At 74.5% G+C, this 19,209-nt stretch carries 15 protein-coding genes; 5 read left to right on the top strand and 10 right to left on the bottom strand.

From position 1 onward, the window contains the following. Positions 1 to 10: 10 nt before the first annotated feature. From AB0H53_RS03025 to AB0H53_RS03005, 5 genes are all read right to left on the bottom strand, one after another. Positions 11 to 2,236 (bottom strand): ATP-dependent RecD-like DNA helicase, encoded by a 2,226-nt coding sequence (locus tag AB0H53_RS03025; RefSeq protein ID WP_362106212.1) that lies wholly within the window; start codon positions 2,234 to 2,236, stop codon positions 11 to 13. A 554-nt stretch (positions 2,237 to 2,790) separates the two neighbouring features. Then, entirely contained in the window at positions 2,791 to 3,597 is an 807-nt protein-coding gene (locus tag AB0H53_RS03020) for a sugar phosphate isomerase/epimerase family protein (protein ID WP_362106443.1), read from the bottom strand. 26 nt (positions 3,598 to 3,623) lie between these two features. Beyond that, positions 3,624 to 4,766, bottom strand: coding sequence for a dihydrodipicolinate synthase family protein (locus AB0H53_RS03015; protein WP_362106209.1), 1,143 nt, complete (start codon positions 4,764 to 4,766; stop codon positions 3,624 to 3,626). Next, positions 4,763 to 5,914, bottom strand: a complete 1,152-nt coding sequence (locus AB0H53_RS03010; protein ID WP_362106206.1) for a Gfo/Idh/MocA family oxidoreductase — start codon at positions 5,912 to 5,914, stop codon at positions 4,763 to 4,765. Before AB0H53_RS03010 ends, AB0H53_RS03015 begins: the two co-directional genes overlap by 4 nt. Positions 5,915 to 6,119: 205 nt before the next feature. Next, a complete protein-coding gene (locus AB0H53_RS03005; RefSeq protein WP_362106203.1) occupies positions 6,120 to 6,254 on the bottom strand; it encodes a hypothetical protein in 135 nt (44 codons plus the stop codon). Between the two features lie 126 nt (positions 6,255 to 6,380). Here AB0H53_RS03005 and AB0H53_RS03000 point away from each other — a divergent pair, with 126 nt between their 5' ends. Beyond that, the gene (locus AB0H53_RS03000; protein ID WP_362106200.1) at positions 6,381 to 7,169 is read left to right on the top strand and encodes a sugar phosphate isomerase/epimerase family protein; all 789 of its coding nucleotides are present in this window, start codon (positions 6,381 to 6,383) and stop codon (positions 7,167 to 7,169) included. A 148-nt stretch (positions 7,170 to 7,317) separates the two neighbouring features. Here AB0H53_RS03000 and AB0H53_RS02995 read toward each other — a convergent pair whose 3' ends face one another. Both AB0H53_RS02995 and AB0H53_RS02990 read right to left on the bottom strand, forming a co-directional pair. Then, on the bottom strand, positions 7,318 to 8,304 hold the full coding sequence (locus AB0H53_RS02995; RefSeq protein WP_362106197.1) for a methyltransferase domain-containing protein: 987 nt from the start codon (positions 8,302 to 8,304) through the stop codon (positions 7,318 to 7,320). A gap of 146 nt (positions 8,305 to 8,450) precedes the next feature. Then, the gene (locus AB0H53_RS02990; RefSeq protein WP_362106195.1) at positions 8,451 to 9,308 is read right to left on the bottom strand and encodes a phytanoyl-CoA dioxygenase family protein; all 858 of its coding nucleotides are present in this window, start codon (positions 9,306 to 9,308) and stop codon (positions 8,451 to 8,453) included. 75 nt (positions 9,309 to 9,383) lie between these two features. Here AB0H53_RS02990 and AB0H53_RS02985 point away from each other — a divergent pair, with 75 nt between their 5' ends. Continuing rightward, positions 9,384 to 10,094 carry an adenosylcobinamide amidohydrolase gene (locus tag AB0H53_RS02985; RefSeq protein WP_362106192.1) on the top strand — a complete coding sequence of 237 codons (711 nt, stop codon included), beginning with the start codon at positions 9,384 to 9,386 and terminating at the stop codon, positions 10,092 to 10,094. Here the strand turns inward: AB0H53_RS02985 and AB0H53_RS02980 are convergent. Next, entirely contained in the window at positions 10,074 to 11,870 is a 1,797-nt protein-coding gene (locus tag AB0H53_RS02980) for an ATP-binding cassette domain-containing protein (RefSeq protein WP_362106189.1), read from the bottom strand. The genes AB0H53_RS02985 and AB0H53_RS02980 overlap by 21 nt on opposite strands. A 484-nt stretch (positions 11,871 to 12,354) precedes the next feature. Between AB0H53_RS02980 and AB0H53_RS02975 the strand changes: the two genes are divergently transcribed. From AB0H53_RS02975 to AB0H53_RS02965, 3 genes are all read left to right on the top strand, one after another. Further along, positions 12,355 to 13,503, top strand: a complete 1,149-nt coding sequence (locus AB0H53_RS02975) for a DUF4185 domain-containing protein (protein ID WP_362106186.1) — start codon at positions 12,355 to 12,357, stop codon at positions 13,501 to 13,503. A gap of 138 nt (positions 13,504 to 13,641) precedes the next feature. After that, positions 13,642 to 14,859 carry a glycosyltransferase gene (locus AB0H53_RS02970; protein ID WP_362106183.1) on the top strand — a complete coding sequence of 406 codons (1,218 nt, stop codon included), beginning with the start codon at positions 13,642 to 13,644 and terminating at the stop codon, positions 14,857 to 14,859. A 453-nt stretch (positions 14,860 to 15,312) separates the two neighbouring features. Continuing rightward, complete coding sequence (locus AB0H53_RS02965) at positions 15,313 to 17,130, top strand: glycoside hydrolase family 3 protein (RefSeq protein ID WP_362106180.1); 1,818 nt, start codon at positions 15,313 to 15,315, stop codon at positions 17,128 to 17,130. A 107-nt stretch (positions 17,131 to 17,237) separates the two neighbouring features. Here the strand turns inward: AB0H53_RS02965 and AB0H53_RS02960 are convergent, their stop codons facing one another. Both AB0H53_RS02960 and AB0H53_RS02955 read right to left on the bottom strand, forming a co-directional pair. Next, the gene (locus AB0H53_RS02960; protein WP_362106177.1) at positions 17,238 to 18,725 is read right to left on the bottom strand and encodes a S28 family serine protease; all 1,488 of its coding nucleotides are present in this window, start codon (positions 18,723 to 18,725) and stop codon (positions 17,238 to 17,240) included. 89 nt (positions 18,726 to 18,814) lie between these two features. Further along, positions 18,815 to 19,162, bottom strand: coding sequence for a hypothetical protein (locus tag AB0H53_RS02955; protein WP_362106440.1), 348 nt, complete (start codon positions 19,160 to 19,162; stop codon positions 18,815 to 18,817). Positions 19,163 to 19,209: the final 47 nt, after the last annotated feature.

Here is a 19,209-nt window from a genome sequence, read left to right as displayed (position 1 = left end):
TGGCAAAGTCCTAGGTGGTGTTTCCCACCGGGCGGGCGCCTGCCAGCCGGTGGTCCAGTGCGGTGAAGCGCCGGCCGGCGGAAACGGTACGGACGGCCTGCCCGATCGCCTTGCGGGAGCCGACCAGGACCACCAGCCGCTTGGCCCGGGTCACGGCCGTGTACAGCAGGTTGCGCTGGAGCATCATCCAGGCCCCGGTGGTGACCGGGATCACCACGGCCGGGTACTCGCTGCCCTGGGAGCGGTGGATGGTGACCGCGTACGCGTGGGCCAGCTCGTCCAGCTCGTCGAAGTCGTACGGCACCTCCTCGTCCTCGTCCGTCAGCACGGTCAGGCGCTGGTCGTCCACGCTGAGCGAGGTGACCACGCCCACCGTTCCGTTGAAGACGCCGTTGGCGCCCTTCTCGTAATTGTTGCGAATCTGGGTGACCTTGTCGCCCACACGGAAGACCCGGCCGCCGAACCTCTTCTCCGGCAGGTCGGGCCGGGCGGGGGTGACCGCCTGCTGGAGCAGGCCGTTCAGGGCGCCCGCGCCGGCCGGGCCGCGGTGCATCGGCGCCAGCACCTGCACGTCCCGGCGCGGGTCGAGCCCGAACCGCGCCGGGAGGCGGCGGGCGGCGACGTCGACGGTGAGCCGGCCGGCCTCCTCGGTGTCCTCGGCCACGAACAGGAAGAAGTCGCGGAGCCCGGAAGTGAGGGGCGGGACACCCGCGTTGATGCGGTGGGCGTTGGTGACCACCCCGGACTGCTGGGCCTGGCGGAAGATCCGGGTCAGCCGCACGGACGGCACCGGGCCCTCCGGTGCGAGCAGATCGCCGAGCACCTCGCCGGCACCCACGCTGGGCAGTTGGTCCACGTCCCCCACCAGCAGCAGGTGGGCACCCGGCGCGACCGCCTTGACCAGCTTGTTGGCCAGCAGCAGGTCCAGCATGGACGCCTCGTCCACGACGACCAGGTCGGCGTCCAGCGGACGCTCCCGGTCGTAGGCCGCGTCCCCGCCCGGCTTCAGCTCCAGCAGCCGGTGCACCGTGGACGCCTCGGCGCCGGTCAGTTCGGCCAGGCGCTTGGCCGCGCGGCCGGTGGGCGCCGCGAGGACCACCTTGGCCTTCTTGGCCCGGGCCAGTTCCACGATGGAACGGACGGTGAAGGACTTGCCGCAGCCGGGGCCGCCGGTGAGGACGGCGACCTTCCGGGTGAGGGCGAGCCGGACGGCCTGCTCCTGCTCGGGCGCCAGCTCGGCCCCCGTACGGTCCGCGAGCCAGGCCAGCGCCTTGTCCCAGGCGACGTCCTGGAAGGCCGGCATGCGGTCCTCGCCGGTGCGCAGCAGCCGCTGGAGCTGGGCCGCCAGGGACAGCTCGGCGCGGTGGAAGGGCACCAGGTACACCGCGGTGAGTGGCCGGCCCTCGGGGCCCGGCACCTGCTCCCGTACCACCCCTTCCTCCTCGGCCGCGAGGTCGGCGAGGCACTCGATGACCAGCCCGGTGTCGACCTGGAGCAGCTTCACCGCGTCGGCGATCAGCCGCTCCTCCGGCAGGTAGCAGTGCCCCTGGTCGGTGGACTGCGAAAGGGCGTACTGGAGACCGGCCTTGACCCGCTCGGGACTGTCGTGCGGGATGCCGACGGCCTGGGCGATCCGGTCGGCGGTGAGGAAGCCGATGCCCCACACGTCGGCGGCCAGCCGGTAGGGCTGGTTCCGTACGACGGAGATGGAGGCGTCGCCGTACTTCTTGTAGATCCGCACCGCGATGGAGGTGGAGACGCCGACACCCTGGAGGAAGATCATCACCTCCTTGATGGCCTTCTGCTCCTCCCACGCGGCGCCGATCAGCGTGGTCCGCTTGGGCCCGAGGCCCGGCACCTCGATGAGCCTCTTCGGCTCCCGCTCGATGACGTCGAGGGTGTCGACGCCGAAGTGGTCGACGATCCGCTCGGCGATGCGCGGGCCGATGCCCTTGATCAGGCCGGAGCCCAGGTAGCGGCGGATGCCCTGGACGGTGGCGGGCAGGACGGTCGAGTAGTTCTCGACGTGGAACTGGCGGCCGTACTGCGCGTGCGAGCTCCAGCGCCCCTCCATGCGCAGCGACTCACCGGGCTGCGCGCCCAGGAGCGAGCCGACCACCGTGAGCAGATCACCTGCCCCCCGCCCGGTGTCGACCCGGGCGACCGTGTAGCCGTTCTCCTCGTTGGCGTACGTGATCCGCTCCAGGACCCCTTCGACCACTGCCAGATTGGACATGCCCCGAAGCTACCCGGCGGGTCCGACAGCCCGGGCGCCCTGTGGACAACTCCCGCCGGCCGCCTCCCGGCGGTGTCACCGGACCGCGCCCTCCTCCCGGCCGCGGTCCGCCTCCGGCCGGCCCTCATCCGGTCGGCCCGGGCCGCGGTCGCGGACGCCGTCGCCCGCGCTGCTCGCCATCGGCGCCCCGCGCCGCCTGCCGGCCGCCCCGGCCGTGTGCCGGACCGCCGTGCCCCCGCCGGACTCGGCCTGCTCGGTCCCGGCGGGCGATACCCCTCGGGGCCCTGCTGCCGCGCCACGCCGGAGAACGGGTCACGGTGGGCCCGGGGTCTCGTGCCGTTCACCGGCCTGGCGGCCGTCCTGGTCGTCACCGTCACCGTCACCGCGCTGAGCCCGATGGCCGCCACCGGCACGGCAAGGGGCCCGGTCTGCCGACCGGGCCCCGCGCGCTCCCCCTCCACCAAGGTCTCCCGTCCCCCCGGACCCCTCCCCGGGAGACCTTGCCGCCCTGTACGACCGGCGTCACCCGGAAAGGGTTGTACGGATGCGCCAGGTCATTTTTCCGGAGCCCCGCCCTCCGCCCGGCGGGTGAGCCGGACGTACCGCTGTGCCGTCTCCGCCAGGACCTCGGCGCCGTCGCGGGCCCACAGGCCGGCGTTGAAGAGCTCCACCTCGACCGGACCCCGGTAGCCCGCCGCGTCGACGCGGTCGTGCCAGGCACGCAGGTCGATCGCCCCGTCGCCGAGCGGACCCCGGCCGGTGAGCGCCCCGGCCGGCAGGGGGGTGGTCCAGTCGGCCAGCTGGAAGGCGTGGACACGGCCCTGCTCGCCCGCGCGGGCGACCGCCGTCGGGGCTCGGTCGTCCCACCAGACGTGGTACGTGTCCACGACCACGCCCACCTGGGAGGCCGGGAAGCGCTCGGCGAGGGCGAGGGCCTGGTCGAGGGTGGACACGACGCAGCGGTCGGCCGCGTACATCGGGTGCAGTGGCTCGATCGCCAGGCGGACGCCCCGCTCCGCCGCGTACGGGGCGAGTTCGGCGAGCGCGTCCGCGACACGGGCCCGGGCGGCCGGCAGGTCCTTTGTACCGGGTGGCAGGCCGCCGGACACCAGCACCAGGGTGTCCGTGCCGAGCGCCGCCGCCTCGTCGACGGCCGCGCGGTTGTCGTCCAGGTCCGTGGCGGTGGTGAAGAAGCCGCCCCGGCACAGGGTGGTCACCGTCAGGCCCGCCCCGCGCACCAGCCGGGCGGTGGCCGCCAGGCCGTACTGCGCGACCGGCCCGCGCCACAGGCCGATGCCCGGGATGCCGAGGCGTGCGCACGCCGCGGTGAGCTCCGGGAGGGTGAGCTGTTTGACCGTCATCTGGTTGACGCTGAGGCGGGCGAGGCTCACTGCGGGACTCCGTACAGGGTGAGCAGGGTCCTCATGCGGGCTTCGGCCAGCGGCGGGTCGGGGAACAGGCCCAGGCCGTCGGCCAGTTGGTAGGCCCGCGCCAGGTGCGGCAGCGAGCGGGCCGACTGCAGGCCGCCGACCATGGCGAAGTGGTCCTGGTGGCCGGCCAGCCAGGCCAGGAACACCACGCCCGTCTTGTAGAAGCGGGTCGGCGCCTGGAAGAGGTGGCGGGACAGGGCGACCGTCGGGTCGAGGAGGGCGCGGAAGCCGGCCGTGTCGCCGGTGTCCAGGACCCGTAAGGCCCCGGCGGCCAGCGGGCCCAGCGGGTCGAAGACGCCGAGCAGCGCGTGGCTGAACCCCCGCTCGTCGCCCGCGATGAGCTCGGGGTAGTGGAAGTCGTCGCCGGTGTAGCAGCGGACGCCGTCCGGGAGGCGGCGGCGCAGGTCGACCTCCCGCAGGGCGTCCAGCAGGGAGACCTTGACGCCGTCGACCTTGCCGGGGTGCCCGGCGACGACCTCCAGGAAGGTGCCGGTGGCCGCGTCCGGGTCCGTGGAGCCCCAGTAGCCCTCCAGCGCCGGGTCGAACACCGGGCCCAGCCAGTGCAGGATCACCGGCCCGGACGCCTGGCGCAGGAGGCCGGCGTAGACGTTCAGGTAGTCGTCCGGGGACCGCGCGGCGGCGGCCAGGGCCCGGGAGGCCATGAGGACGGGCAGCGCGCCGGCGTCCTCGACGACACCCAGTTGCTCCTCGTACGCGGCACGGACGGTGGCCAGGTCCGCCGGGCCGGAGAGCTGGTCGGTGCCGGCGCCCGCCGCGATCCGGCCGCCGGCCGCCCTCGCCTCCGCCGCCGAGCGGCGGATCAGCTCGGCGGCGCCCGGCCAGTCCAGGCCCATGCCGCGCTGCGCGGTGTCCATGGCCTCGGCGACGCCCAGCCCGTGCGACCACAGGTGGTGGCGGAAGGCGAGGGTGGCGTCCCAGTCGACGGCCGCCGGCGAGTCGGGTGACACGTCCGCGTACGGGTCGGCCACGACGTGCGCGGCGGAGAAGACGGTCCGGGAGGTGGGGGGCGCGCCGCCGGCGGTGGGGACGGCGGGCTCGCCACGGGGTTCGTAGGGGCCGGACGGGAGCCGGATCGTCACAGCGACAGCTCCGGTACGTCGTGGCGGCGGCCCTCCGCCGACGACCTGAGGGCCAGTTCGGCGAGCTGGACGCCGCGCGCGCCCGCCAGCAGGTCCCAGCGGAACGGCTCGTCGCGGGCGACGTGGCGCAGGAACAGCTCCCACTGGGTCTTGAAGCCGTTGTCGAACGCGGCGTTGTCCGGGACAGGCTGCCACTGCTCGCGGAAGGCGTGCGTCGCGGGCAGGTCGGGGTCCCACACCGGTCGGGGCGTGGTGGAGCGGTGCTGCACGCGGCACTCGCGCAGGCCCGCGACGGCCGAGCCGTGGGTGCCGTCGACCTGGAACTCCACGAGTTCGTCGCGGTGGACGCGGACCGCCCAGGAGGAGTTGATCTGGGCGACGGCCCCGCCCTCCAACTGGAGGATGGCGTAGGCGGCGTCGTCGGCGGTGGCCCGGTACGGCTCGCCGCGCTCGTCCCGGCGCCGCGGGATGTGGGTGGTGACGTGCGCCGTCACCGCCGTCACCCGGCCGAACAGCTCGTGCAGGACGTAATCCCAGTGCGGGAGCATGTCGACGGCGATGCCGCCGCCGTCCTCGGCGCGGTAGTTCCAGGAGGGACGCTGCGCCTCCTGCCAGTCGCCCTCGAAGACCCAGTAGCCGAACTCCCCCCGTACGGACAGGATCTCGCCGAAGAAGCCGCCGTCGACCAGGCGCTTCAGCTTCCGCAGGCCCGGCAGGAAGAGCTTGTCCTGGACGACGCCGTGCTTGACGCCGGCGGCCCGGGCCAGTCGGGCCAGTTCCAGGGCCCCGGCCAGGTCCGTGGCGGTGGGCTTCTCGGTGTAGACGTGCTTCCCGGCGGCGATGGCCCCGCCGAGCGCGGCGGCGCGGGCCGAGGTGACCTGGGCGTCGAAGTAGATGTCGGTACGGTCGTCGGCGAGGACGGCGTCCAGGTCGGTGGTCCATTCGGTCAGCCCGTGGCGTTCGGCGATCTCCCGCAGGGCCCGCTCGCGGCGGCCCACCAGGACCGGTTCGGGCCACAGCACCTCGCCGTCGCCGAGGTCGAGGCCGCCCTGCTCACGGATGGCGAGGAGGGAGCGCACCAGGTGCTGCCGGTGGCCCATCCGTCCGGTGACGCCGTTCATCGCGATCCGCACGGTCCTGCGTGTCACGGAGGTCCCCCCAGGGTCGTGGGCGCGGGGCACGGGGCGGCGTCGCACCCGGGTGCGGGCACGGGCGCGGAGGGCCGCCGCCGAGCCGGGCGGCAGGCGTCTCCTCCCGCCGACGCTAGCCGCGGCCGGCGGCCCGGACAAGGACCGCGCCCGGCCCGCCCCGCAGGAGCGCTCGACGGCAGTCACCCCGGGCCGGTGCGGCGCCTCACGCCCGGCTGCCGACGACCTGCCGCTCCCGGTCGGCGCGCCGCCCGCGCTCACCACCGTCGAGCCGCCGCCGCACCAGGCAGGGGCGCGGGAGGCGGGCGGCGGGCGGGAAGGAACCGCCGTTGGGCGGCATGGGGATGGCCGGCGCGGAAGCGACGGACCGCGCGTCGACGCCGCCGCCGCGCCGGGTGCGGGCGGATGATCCCGGGCACGCGGGGTACCTTCCGCCTGACCGGATCAGCTAAGGAGCACCCTCATCGTGAAGTACGCCTTCTCCACCCTCGGTGTCCCCGGGATGCCGATCGCCGACGTCGTCCGCCTCGCCGCCAGCACCGGTTACCAGGGGGTGGAGCTGCGCGCCCACCCGGAGGAGCCGGTGCACCCCGGGCTGGTGGCCCATGAGCGGCGTGCCGTGGTGGAGGAGTTCGCCCGCGGCGGCGTGGAGATCCTCGCCGTCGCCGGGTACGCGCGCGTGGCCGCGGCGGGCGACGACGAAGCCGTCTACGAGGAGCTGCACCAGCTGCTCCACCTGGCCGCCGACCTCGGGGCGCCGTACGCGCGGGTCTTCCCGGGCGGCGGGGACCAGGACCCGGCGGAGGCGGACGCGACGGCCGCCAGGCGGCTGGGCGTGGCGGCGGAGGTCGCGGCCGACCTGGGCGTACGGATCCTGCTCGAGACGCACGACTCGCACCGCACGGGCGCGGACCTGGCCCGTGTCGTGGGGGCGGTCGGCCACAAGCACGTGGGCGCCCTGTGGGACGTGCTGCACCCCTGGGCGGCCGGCGAGTCCCCGGCGGCCACCCATGCCGTACTGGCGCCGTACCTCGGCTACACCCAGGTCAAGGACGTCGCGTCGGCGCAGGACACCGAGCCGCTGCCGCTCGGCGCGGGCGTGGTGCCGCTCGCCGAGTGCCTGTCCCTGCTGGGCGGGCCGGAGGCGGACGGCTGGGTGTCGTGGGAGTACGAGAAGCGCTGGCACCCCGGCGCCGCCGACCTGCCGGCCCTGCTGGCGGCGGGCCGGGAGCACCTGGGCCGACCCGGCGCCTGAGCCCGCCCGTCCCGCGGGCCGTGTGCCGCCCGAGGCCGTTCGGGACCTGAGCCGGCCGGGTGTCCGCGCCGGCGGGCCCGTACGCCCGGGGTCCGGCGTACGGGCCCCGGCGTACGGCGTCATCGCGTCCCCGCGTCCGGCCCGCCGGCTACGGCTTGCGCACCAGGATCCGCCGGTAGGTCATCCGGCGTTGGGCGTAGAGCCTGATGGTGGTGTTCACCGCGGCCACGAACTGCTCGATCATCAGCCGCCCGTAGGCGGGCCGGCCCGGTGCCGCCACCGGGTCACCCGGCCAGTCGGAGATCACCTGGGGGGCGAAGTAGTCCCACATCTGGCGCTCGAAGTGGTCGGCCATCGGCCCCCTGGCCACGTGACCGAGGTCGGTGAAGGTCTCGGCCGGCAGGAAGCCCGCGGCCATCAGGTCGTCCTCGATGGTGTGGGTCCGGCCGAAGTGCGGGAACTGGAAGTGGGTGACCAGCTCGGCCACGTCCTCGTCCGTGGCGAGCGAGGTCAGCATCCAGTCGTCGACGACGAACCGGCCGCCCGGCGCCAGGCTGCGGAAGACCCGCTCGTACAGGGCCCGGTGGTCCTTCACCTGGTACAGCATGTTGACGCTGAGCGCGGCGCCGAAGGGCCCGCCGGGCAGGGCCCGCTGGCAGTCGCCGAGGACGACGGTGACACTGCCGTCGCGCAGCGGCCGCGTGGCGTTGATCCGGCGGCTGGTCGCGGCGTGGGCGGCGGAGTTGGTCACCGAGGTGACGTGGACGCCGAAGTGGCGTGCCAGTAATCGGGCGGGGCCGCCGAGCCCGCCGCCGATGTCCAGGACGTGTTCGCCCGCGGTCAGTTCCGCGAGTTCGCCGATCTGGAGGGTGTGCAGCGCGGCGCCCCGCTTCCACAGCCGTCCGTCGGACCAGATGGCGGGGTCGGGGACCATCGGCGGGTGCAGCAGGTCGCCCGTGAGGTAGATGTGCAGCCCGCCGCCCGGCAGGCCGCGCCGGCCGCCCACGACGTCGGAGGAGTAGTGGCCGTTGTCGGCCCGGGCGTCGTCGGCCAGGCGGTCCTCCACCGCCAGGGCGCCGGCTCCGGCGGACCTGTCGCTGATGGCTCTGTCAGGGTGTTGTTCCCCGCGGCGCATGAACGTTACTTCTCCCTTGCGATCCAGTGGTCCGGTGATCCAGTGGTCCGGCTGTCCAGGGGGGCGGGCGCCCGGTCGGGCGGTGGCGGCGGCCCGCCGCCGTCACCGCCGCCGGGACGTGCGGCGCGGAGGCGGTCCGCCGGCCGTCAGGGCCGCCTCGGCCGCCGACGGTAGGTGACGGGCGGGTGGTCGGGGCCGTCGTAGGTGGGGAGCATGCGGCTGACCGGAGCGGTGCGCAGGGGATGGCCGGGCTCCCGCCACCAGCCGGCCTTCGGCAGGCAGAACTGCCGTACGTAGTGCGCCCGGAACTCCTCCGGCAGGTCCCGGAAGTCCGGGGTGAACAGCAGGTCCACGGCCGTCCGCCGGGCGCCGCTGGTGTTGGGGTGCGTCGCGTGCAGCACCCGCACATCGCCGATGACCAGGTCACCGGGGTTGGCCTCGATGGTGAGCTCGCCCGGCACGGGGAGGTGGGAGACCGAGTCCTGCGGCTGGTTCTCGATGTCCACCGTGTGCGGTTCGGGCAGGATGTCGTTCAGCTCGTGGTGGCCGCGGTGACTGCCCGGGACCACCCGCAGCGCCCCGTTCTCGCGGTCGGTGTGCTGGAGGTAGAGCATGCAGAAGACCTGGGCGGGACGGTCGGCGAAGCTGAGCTCGTGGTCCCAGGCCCACCAGTCCTGGTGCCACCACAGCCCCGGCGAACCCGGTGGCTTGCTGATGACATAGCCGCTGATCCAGCGCGGATCGGTGAAGCCGAGCCGCCGGAAGGCGTCGTCCAGCGCCGGGGAGGTCAGGACGTCGGCGTGCGGATCGTCCTCGACGTGGATGGGGATCAGGCTGCCGTGGTGGGCGTAGCGTTCGAAGTGGTCGCGCTTCTCGGAGTCCAGCTTGCGCTCCGCCAAGGCACGTAATCGGTCGATGAGTTGGGGGTCCAGGGCGCCGGGGATGAGGCAGAAGCCGTCGGTCGCCATGCGTTGGGTCAAGCCGGAGTCGATCGTCTGATCCATGTGGCTGGTCCTCCCGACACCTGATATGCCGTAGCCGGACGGTACCAGTGTGGGCGGAGAGGCAGGAAGGCTGTCATGGACATCGAATTGCGGGAAGTTCTGGACACCCCACTGGTGTTGTGGCGGCCCGGCCCCGGCTGGCGCATGCTCTCCTCCAGCCCGGTCGGCGGCGGGCTGGGCACCCGCGAGTGGGTGCTCAACGCACAGGTGCCGGCCTCCTACGCCCGCACCGATCTGGACACCCACGTGGGGGAGCTCTCCGCGGCGTGCGGGCTGCGCGGCCGGGGCGTCGGCATGCTCACGGCGGCGTCGGTACGGCACCACACGCGGGCCGAGGAGAGCGGCGTGGGCGCGGTGGCCACGGTCGGGCTGAGCGTGCCGACGTGGGCCGCGGACCACCGGCGTACGGTCCCGGCGCCGCGACCCGGGCCCGGCACGGTGAACGTCGTGGCGGTGCTGCCCGTGCCGCTGGAGGACGCCGCCCTGGTCAACGCGGTGATGACGGCGACCGAGGCGAAGACCCAGGCGCTGCTGGAGGCGGGCTTCGCCTGTACCGGCACTGCCTCGGACGCCGTCTGTCTCGCCGTGCCGCAGCCCGGGGCCACCGCCCGTCGGGAACCCTTCTGCGGCCCGCGGTCGCTGTGGGGTGCCCGGCTGGCCCGTGTCGTCCACACGTCGGTCCTGCGCGGCGCCCTGTCCTGGCTGGAGCGCCACCCCGACCGCACGACGGCCGCCTCGGTACGGGCCGGCACGGCACCGGCCGGGTCAGCGCAGGCCCCCGCCTGACCGGGCCGGCGACTTGCGCCCCACCGCCACCAGGCAGCCGGCGGTGAACAGCAGCAGCACCAGCAGCGGACGGACCAGCCCGGTGTGCCACCCGTCGAGGACCAGGCCCCTGGTGACCTCGATCGCGTACGTCAGGGGATTGCACCGGGCCACGGCCGCCAGCCAGTGCGGCATGGCGTCCAGCGGCACGAAGGCGTTGCTGGCGAACAGCAGGGGGAAGGAGGCGAATCCGCTGATCGCGAAGAACGTGGTGTGACTGGACGAGCTGTAGGCCAGGGCGATGAAGCCCGCGGTGAGGGCCCCGGTCAGCAGCATCATGGCGACCAGCACGAGCAGGGCGTCGCCGGCGTGCGCGGCCGGCCGGGCGCCCAGGGCGAGGGCGACGAGCAGGATGACCGCCGCCTGCACGGCGCCCAGCGCCATCTGGAAGAAGATCCGGCTGTTCACGATGGAACTCCGGGCCAGCGGCATGCTCATGAGCCGCCCGAGATAGCCGGTCTCCTTGTCCCAGAGCAGCGGGACGGCACCGCTGACCCCCAGGCCGACGGCGGTGAAGGCGATCACGCCCGGCAGCATGAACGCGATGTAGTCCGCGTCGGCGACGGTCCCCGGATCCACCGCGCGCCGCAGCGAGCTGCCGAAGAAGACCAGCCAGATCGCCGGCTGCAGCAGCGTGAAGAGCAGGTTCAGCCGCTCGCGGCTCAGTTGCAGGTACCAGCGCCGCAGCAGGGCGGCGGTCTCCTGCCGGCGGCCGCGCAGGGCGCCGTGGACGGCGGGCCTGCGGGGGCCGGCCGCCGCGGCCCGGGGAACGGGGGCCGGGACCGGCAGCCGCTCCCCGTCCGTACCGCGCAGCCCCCGGCCGGTGTGCAGCAGGAAGACGTCGTCCAGCGTGGGCCGCTGGTAGCCGACCTGCTCCAGCGCCACGCCGTGCTCGCGCGCCTCCCCGGCCACCACCGCCAGCGCCGCCATGGCGTCACCGACGTGGATGTGCACCGTACGGGGGCCCGCCTCCAGGAAGCGGTGTGCCCAGTCCCGGCCCTGGACGATGTCGCGCAGGCCGGGCACGTCGTCGGTCACCACGTGCAGCACGTCCGAGCCCACGGACCGCTTGAGCTCGTCGGGCGCGCCGGCGACCACCTCCCGTCCGGCGTCGATGATGGCGATCCGGTCGCACAACCGGTCGGCCTCGTCGAGGTAGTTGGTGGTCAGCAGCACCGATACGCCCTGGTCGCGCAGTTGGGCGACGTGTTCCCAGATCCGGTGCCGCGACTGGACGTCGAGGCCCAGCGTCGGCTCGTCCAGGATCAGCACCTCCGGCCGCTGCAGCAGCCCGCTGGCCAGGTCCAGGCGCTTGAGCATGCCGCCGGAGAACTCCGCCACCTGGCGGTCCGCGTCGGCCAGCAGGCCCACCACGTCCAGCACCTCGGCCACCCTGTCGTCCCGGTCCCGGCGGGGGACGTGGTGCAGGTCCGCCTCGATCTCCACGCTCTCCCTGGCCGTCAGCAGGTGCCGTACGCCCTTCTCCTGCGAGACGTACCCGATGCGCCGCCTGACCTCGGACGGCTCCCGTAAGACGTCGAACCCGCAGACCAGGGCGCGGCCCCGGGTGGGGGGCAGCAGCGTGGTGAGCATCCGGATCGTCGTGGTCTTCCCGGCGCCGTTCGGACCGAGCAGGCCGAAGACCTCGCCGGCCTTCACCTCGATGTCGAGTCCGTCGACCGCCCGGCGGTCGCCGAACTCGCGTGTCAAGCCCTCGGTTCTGATCACGTAGTCCATGCGGCTCATGATCTCCGCCGGTTCCGGCGGGTGTCCACGGACCGCACGGCCGGTGCGAGCGGGGCCCGGGTCGCCAGGTGCGGCGCCGGCCGGCGGCAGCCCCGGGCCGTCACCGGAGGGTGCCGCCGGGGCCCGGGAGGGTGCGGCTTCGGCCGCCGGTCCGTGTCGCTGCCACGGCCGCCGCGGGGGCCGCCGTAGTCTGCGTCGCCGTATCCGCGGTCCGGCGCCGCCCCACCGGGCGGCCCGCGACTCCCGCGCCGCCGACCCGGACCGGGCACCCGCCGGGCGCCGCGCGGAACGAGCCGGAGGGGTGAGACGACTGCCTGCGAAGACCCGACCACCGCTCGCGGGCGGCCCGCTTCCCGTGGGGCGGCCGGGTCCGTCCCACCGGTGGCCCCGGCACGGCCGCGCGGCGCCGCCGGCCCACCGGGAGCGCCGGACGGCACGGGCCGGGCGCCGGGCCCGGTGGGGGATCTGCCTCACGGTGTGCCTGGCGCTGCTGCCCGCGGCGGCCTGGGCGTCGGCCCGTGCCCGCCCCGCCGAACGCGCCCGAGCCCACGACCTGCCGCCCGCACCGGGCGCGCCGCTCCCCCGGGGCGACGCGCCGCTGACCCGGGGCGCACCGCCGGCGCCCGGTGCGGAGGCCGCGCCGGCGGAGTTCGTGGCCCTGGTGGCGGGTCAGGGGGACGGGGACGTCAACCGCACCCGCGACCGGTTCGCGGTGCACGCCACGGACCTGGGCGTGATGTGGCGGGACGGCCTGGGCCGGGTGGCGGTGGCCTTCGGGGACACCTACGGGGAGGGCTGGGGCGGCAGGGGCGCCGGCCCGGCCACGGCGGACTGGCGCTTCAACACCCTGGCGCACTCCACCGACGTCGACCTCGCGGACGGCATGAGCCTGGACTCCATGGTCACCGACCGGCCCGGCCACGCGGCGCGCATCCTGCCCGCGGACCCCTCGGTGAACGAGGTCACCGTGGTTCCGACGGGCGCGGTGAGCGCCGCCGGCCGGGACTACCTCCACTACATGTCCGTGCGCCAGTGGGGAACGCCCGGCACCTGGACGACCAACCACTCCGGCCTGGCCTGGTCCGACGACGGCGGGCAGAGCTGGAACAGGCCCGCCGGCGTCCGCTGGGCCAACGAGGCCGGCGGAAGCAGGTTCCAGATGGCGGCGCTGACCGAGTGGGAGGGGAGGATCCACCTCTTCGGCACGCCCAGCGGCCGGTTCGGTGACGCCTACCTCGCCCGGACCACCGCGGAGGGGCTGCTGGATCCCGCGGCCTACGAGTACTGGACCGCCGACGGCTGGCGCGCCGGCGCGCCGGACGACACCACACCGGTCATGCCGGGGCCGGTGGGTGAGCTGTCCGTGCAGTACAACACCCACCTGGGCAAGTGGCTGGCGCTCCACCTGGACGAGGACCGCGCCGCCGTGGTGGCCAGGACCGCGCCGGGTCCGACGGGCCCGTGGACCGAGGGGCAGGTGGTCGTCCGGGGCACCGACCACCCCGGCCTCTACGGCGGCTTCCTCCACCCGGCCACCACCGGGGCCGAGGTGTACTTCACGATGTCCCGGTGGGACCCCTACCACGTCGTCCTGATGCGCCTGGCCGTCGACCGGCTCACCTGACCGGGCCGGCCACCTGACCGGGCCGGCCGCGGCGGTGCCGGCCCGCACCCGCGCCGGCCCGGAGAGCCTGCCGACGCTCCGGGCCCGGCGTTGCTACAGTCCGCGTCCCCGCCAGCGGCCCGAAGGGAGAACCGCCCCGTGCGCGTCCTGTGCGTCTCGACCGTCCCGCCCTCCCACATCCATGAGACGCTGCGCTTCTCCCGCCTCCTCGCCGAGGCCGGGCACGATGTGCTCATCGCGACCGAGGAGCACCTCCTGGGCGCTTTCCTCGATGACGGGCTGGCGGCCACGGCGTGTCTGCCGAGCCTGTTCGAGGACGCGCTCGCGGCCGGCGAGGAGACGCACCGGGCGGCCCGGCTGCTGCGGACCGGCCGGGTGACCTTCGAGTCGGCCGCCCGGGTGCTGGCGGGCCCGCACATGGGCGGCCAGCTCCAGGCCCTGGCCGCGGTCGCCCAGAAGTTCGAACCGGATCTGATCCTGCGTGACGGCATGGACGTCAGCGCCTGCCTGGTCGCGGAGAAGGCCGGGGTACCGCATGTCGCGCTGCCGTCCGGCGCCAAGGGGTACACCCATCCGGCGGCGCTGCTGCCGCACCTCGACCGGTGGCGGTCCGCCATCGGGCTGCCGGCGCGGGGCGATCCGCTGTCGCTGACGGCGTACGGGCACCTCGACCACCTGCCGCCCGCCTGGTCGTTCACCCCGCACCTGCCACCCGCGTACGCCTACCGGCAGCCGGCGCCGGCGAGGCCCCACGCCAGGCTGCCCGGCTGGGTGGCCGACCTGCCCACCGACCGGCCGCTGGTGTACGCGGGGATCGGCCGGGCGCTGCCGCGTTTCCAGCCCCCGCACGAGGGCCCGGCGGTGCTGCCGGGCCAACCGGACGCGGTGGCGGTGCTGCGCGCGGTGGTGGCCGGGCTGTCGCGGCTGGAGTGCGTCGCGGTGGTGTCCACCAGCGGGGTGACCGTCCACGACCTCGAACCGGCACCGCACGTGCGGGTGGTGGAGTCACTGGCCCAGCCGCTGCTGCTGGAGGCGGCCGACCTCTTCCTCACCCCCGGCGGCTACAGCAGCGTCCGCGAGGCGGTCCGCACGGCGACCCCCATGGCGGTGCTGCCGCAGATGGCGGACCAGCCGCACAACGCGCGGCGGGTCACCGAACTCGGGCTGGGCGGACTGGTCACCGACCCTTCGGCGGCGGGCATCGCGTCGGCGTGCCGGCGGCTGCTGGCCGACCCGGCCGTGCCGCGGCGCGCGAAGCAGGCCCGGCTGGCCACGCTGGCCCTGCCCACCGCCGAGAAGGCCGTGCACCACCTGGAGCGGCTGGTGGAGCACCACGCCGCCACGGACACCGGCTGACCCACCGGCACCCCGCGCCCGTCCGCCGCGCCCGGCCCGTACCCCGCCCGGCCCCGCGCGCCCATCGGTCCCGCTGCCCACCGCGCCGCGCTGCCCGGCCGCCCGGCGGCCGCCCGCCGCCGGCTGGTCCGTCGGCGCCCGCGGGCAACCGTCCGCCCGCCGTTCGCGTCATTCGAGACGTACTGCCAGAGAGTGACCGCGGCGCGGTGTCGGCCTCGTTCCCCACCCACGATCGCCGGCTCCCCCTCTCAGCCGCCCGCGGCCGGCAGCACACACCGCCGCCGGCGCGTACCCCTCCGAAGCGCCGGTGGCGGGCCCCACCCCCGCAGCGCGTTCCGGCGCGTTTCCCGGCGCGGGCTGTTCAGGTCCTTGACCTGGCAGTTACTTTCGGGCTATCCGTGACTTCTTGGCAGTTTCCTTCACCCTCGTCACGCACGGCCGGAAGGAGCACCAGTGCACCACCGCGCCATCACCTCCAGACGTACCCTCCTCGCCGCCTCCGCCGCCACCGCCGCGGCCGCCGCCACCGGCGCCGTGGGACCCGCTCCCGCCCACGCCGCCGTCCTCGACCGCCACCTGAAGGGGCTCATCTCCCGGATGAGCCTGGAGGAGAAGGTCGGCCAGCTGTTCGTCATGCGGGTGTACGGACACTCCGCCACCGCCCCCGACCAGGCCGACATCGACGCCAACCTCAAGGAGATCGGCGTCCGTACCGCCGCCGAACTCATCGCCAGGTACCACGTCGGCGGCATCATCTACTTCTCCTGGGCCCACAACACCCGCGACCCGCGCCAGATCGCCGAGCTGTCCAACGGCATCCAGCGCGCCGCGCTCGGCCGGCCGGTCCCCGTGCCGCTGCTCATCTCCATCGACCAGGAGCACGGCATCGTCGCCCGGATAGGGCGGCCCGCCACCCTGCTGCCCGGCGCGATGGCGCTCGGCGCGAGTGGTTCGCGCTCCACCGCCCGGCGCGCCGCGCACATCGCGGGCGGCGAGCTGGCCGCCATGGGCATCCGGCAGAACTACGCCCCGGTCGCCGACGTGAACGTCAATCCCGCCAACCCCGTCATCGGCGTACGGTCCTTCGGCGCCGACCCCGGGGCCGTCGCCGACCTGGTCGCCGCCCAGGTCAGGGGCTACCGGCGGGCGGGGGTCGCCGCCACGTCCAAGCACTTCCCCGGACACGGGGACACCGCGGTCGACAGCCACTACGGCCTGCCCACCATCAGCCACACGCGCGAGCAGTGGCAGGCCCTGGACGCGCCGCCGTTCCGGGCCGCGATCGCCGCCGGTGTCGACTCGATCATGACGGCCCACATCGTGGTGCCGGCCCTGGACCCGGCGGAGGACCCGGCCACCCTCTCCCGTCCGATCCTGACCGGCATCCTGCGCGGGCAGCTCGGCTACGACGGTGTCGTGGTGACCGACTCGCTGGGCATGGAGGGCGTCCGGACCAAGTACGGCGACGACCGGGTGCCGGTGCTCGCCCTGAAGGCGGGGTGCGACCAGTTGCTCAACCCGCCCGACCTCGCCGTCGCCTGGAACGCCGTCCTGCGGGCCGTACGCGGGGGCGAACTCGGCGAGGCGAGGATCGAGGAATCGGTTCTCCGCGTCCTGCGCCTCAAGAACCGGCTCGGTCTGCTGCGCGATCCGTACGTCTCCGTGCCGGAGGTGGACCGCGCGGTCGGCACCCGGGCGCATCTGGCCGCCGCCGACCGGATCGCCGAGGAGACCACCACGCTGCTGCAGAACTCCGGCAACCTGCTGCCGCTCAGCGGCCGCCGGCAGAGCGACCTGCTCGTGGTCGGCGCCGACCCGGCCTCGCCGTCCGGGACGACCGGCCCGCCGACAGCGACACTCGCCACCGCCCTCACCGAACTGGGTTTCGCGGTACGGGCGCTGCCGACCGGCACCGCCCCGACCGCCGCGCGGATCGAGGAGGCGGTGGCGGCGGCGGCCGGCATGGACGCGGTGATCGTCGCCACGTACAACGTGACGGCCACCAGTCCGCAGCGCACCCTGGTGTCGCGCCTCGCCGCCACCGGGGTCCCGGTCGTCACGGTCGCCATCCGCAACCCCTACGACATCGCCCGGCTGACCGGTCAGCGCGCCGCCCTGGCCACGTACTCCTGGACCGACGTCGAGCTGCGCGCGGCCGCCCGTGTCATCGCCGGCCGGGCGCGCCCGGAGGGGCGGCTGCCCGTGCCGGTGCAGCGGGCGGACGACCCCGCCCGGGTGCTCTACCCGCTGGGCCACGGCCTGTCGTACTGAGGCGCGGGAGCCTCGGGCGCGGGAGCCCGAGCCGCGCGCGCCGGGGTGGCTACCGGCGCGCGCGGCCACCCGGGGGACTCAGCGTCCGGGCCCCGGGCCCCGGGACGTCACGGGCGCAGCGTCTGCTCGCGCTCGATGTCCCGCTTGTCCAGGCGCGCGTCGTAGCGCGCCAGCGGCCGGGCCTTGTCCGGGTCCGCCTGGACGGTGGCCGGGGCGACGTCCGCCCACGCCAGGATCCGGGCCGTGGCCTTCGTCCGCTCCGCCTCGACCAGGCCGGAGACATTGGCACCGTGGTTGGCGCCGGGCGCGGCGAACACGTACGCGTCACGGGCGCCCCTGTCGACGCGGAACCGCTCGGCGCCCCAGGGGTCGTTGCCGCCGTACACGAAGAGCATCGAACGGGCCCGGGTGCGGACCCAGTTGTCGACGTCGCGCATCACCCACGGCTTGAACCGCACCGGGATCTCGCGCGGCACGAAGTTGCGGGCGGGCTGGTAGCCGTACCGGGTCAGGCCCTTGAGGTGCGGGACCCGCAGGCTGGGCGAGCCGAGCTCGGTGGCGGCCTGGTAGTAGTACGGGGTGTAGGGCTCCAGCCCCTGGTCGGTGTAGGCGGACCAGCCGGCGTACTTGTCGATGGTGTCGTAGACGACCTCGTCGGTGGCGGTCGCGGCGTCCGGGACGGCGGCGCACTCGGCCTCGGTGTGGTACTGCCAGAAGCCCCAGACGAAGTCGAGCACCACCGCCTCGTACGCCTTGTCCAGGCTGCCGACGGTGGTGAACGTCGCGCCCTCGCCGGCCGCCCAGTCGCGGTACTTGCGCTGCAGCGGTTCCCGGCGGACCAGGGCCTCGCGCTGCATGGCGTTGAGACGGTCGCGGCACTCCTTGGTGGAGACGGTGGCGAAGAACCGGTCGTAGGCCGAGTCCTCCTTCTCCACGATGTCGTTGGGGGCGACGTAGGCGACGACGCCGTCCATGTCACGCGGGTAGAACCGCTCGTAGTACGTGGCGGTCATACCGCCCTTGGAGGCTCCGGTGGCCAGCCACTTGCGGTCGTAGACCTTCTTCAGCGCGGTGAAGACCCGGTGCTGGTCGGAGGCGGCCTGCCAGATGTTCAGCTTCGACCAGTCGGCGGGCTGCGGGCGGGACGGGGTGAAGAATCGGTACTCCAGGGAGACCTGGTTGCCGTCGACGATCCGCGTCGGCTCGCTGCGACCGGGGCGGGTGCTCAGGTTGTAGCCGCTGGTGAAGAAGACGGTCGGGCGGCTGGTGTCCTTGTGCAGCACGGTGAGGCGCTGCTGGAAGGTGCCCTTGGCGGGGTTCCGGTGATCGACGGGTTGGGTGTAGCCGAGGACGAGGAAGCGGTAGCCCGGGTAGGGCTTCTCCTCGATCAGGCTCATCCCGGGGATCGCCAGGATGCGGTCCTTGATGTCGCCGGTGGTGCGGGTGATGCCGGTGGTGCCTGTGCCGGTCGTGCCGGTGGTTCCGGTACCGGCGGCGGTGCCGCTGTCCGGGCCGGCGGCGGTGGCCGTGCCGGCCGCGCCCACGGTGCCTATGAGCACCACGAGCGACAGCAGCGATCTGAGCGCCTTGCGCATTCGCCCTCCACTTGGTTCATGACGGTCGCCGTGAACCTAGCGGGGTCAACGGGCGCCTCGCCAGACCCGATTGCCCACCGGTCTCCCGTTCAGCACAGGATCCACCCCGTGGAGACGCCCCGGCCGGCGACGGAACCGGCCGCCCGGACGCACCGGTTGAGGGCGTGCACGGTGACGGGACCGGCCTGCCGGCTGAACTTCCCGGCGTCGACGGCGGCCCGCCCGCCGCGCGCCTGGAGGGAGACGGCCATGGCGCGCCGGGCGCCGGGCGCCTTGGCGACGGTGACCGCGCAGGCGTACTGGCGGTTCTTGTGCACGCGCAGTTCCCCGGTGGGGAACGGCACGGTCTTGACGAGCCGTCCGGAGCAGGTCGCCGCCGCCGCGGCGGCCGGTGTGCCCGGCCCGGCCAGGGTGAGGGTGCTCACGGCGACCAGCACCGTGAGAGCGTGCGCGATCAGTCGTTTCGTCCTGACCACGGCCGCCA

The organism is Streptomyces sp. NPDC050856, assembly GCF_040653855.1.
Lineage (GTDB): Bacteria > Actinomycetota > Actinomycetes > Streptomycetales > Streptomycetaceae > Streptomyces.
This window is presented reverse-complemented; position numbering and strand designations above follow the sequence as displayed.

What these genes read in the sequence shown, in the direction of transcription:
- AB0H53_RS02960 (WP_362106177.1), bottom strand. Translation starts at nt 18,725, where the DNA reads ATGCGCAAGGCGCTCAGATCGCTGCTGTCGCTCGTGGTGCTCATAGGC.
- AB0H53_RS02980 (WP_362106189.1), bottom strand. Translation starts at nt 11,870, where the DNA reads ATGGACTACGTGATCAGAACCGAGGGCTTGACACGCGAGTTCGGCGAC.
- AB0H53_RS02995 (WP_362106197.1), bottom strand. Translation starts at nt 8,304, where the DNA reads ATGCGCCGCGGGGAACAACACCCTGACAGAGCCATCAGCGACAGGTCC.
- AB0H53_RS03020 (WP_362106443.1), bottom strand. Translation starts at nt 3,597, where the DNA reads ATGACGGTCAAACAGCTCACCCTCCCGGAGCTCACCGCGGCGTGCGCA.
- AB0H53_RS02985 (WP_362106192.1), top strand. Translation starts at nt 9,384, where the DNA reads ATGGACATCGAATTGCGGGAAGTTCTGGACACCCCACTGGTGTTGTGG.
- AB0H53_RS02990 (WP_362106195.1), bottom strand. Translation starts at nt 9,308, where the DNA reads ATGGATCAGACGATCGACTCCGGCTTGACCCAACGCATGGCGACCGAC.
- AB0H53_RS03025 (WP_362106212.1), bottom strand. Translation starts at nt 2,236, where the DNA reads ATGTCCAATCTGGCAGTGGTCGAAGGGGTCCTGGAGCGGATCACGTAC.
- AB0H53_RS03005 (WP_362106203.1), bottom strand. Translation starts at nt 6,254, where the DNA reads ATGCCGCCCAACGGCGGTTCCTTCCCGCCCGCCGCCCGCCTCCCGCGC.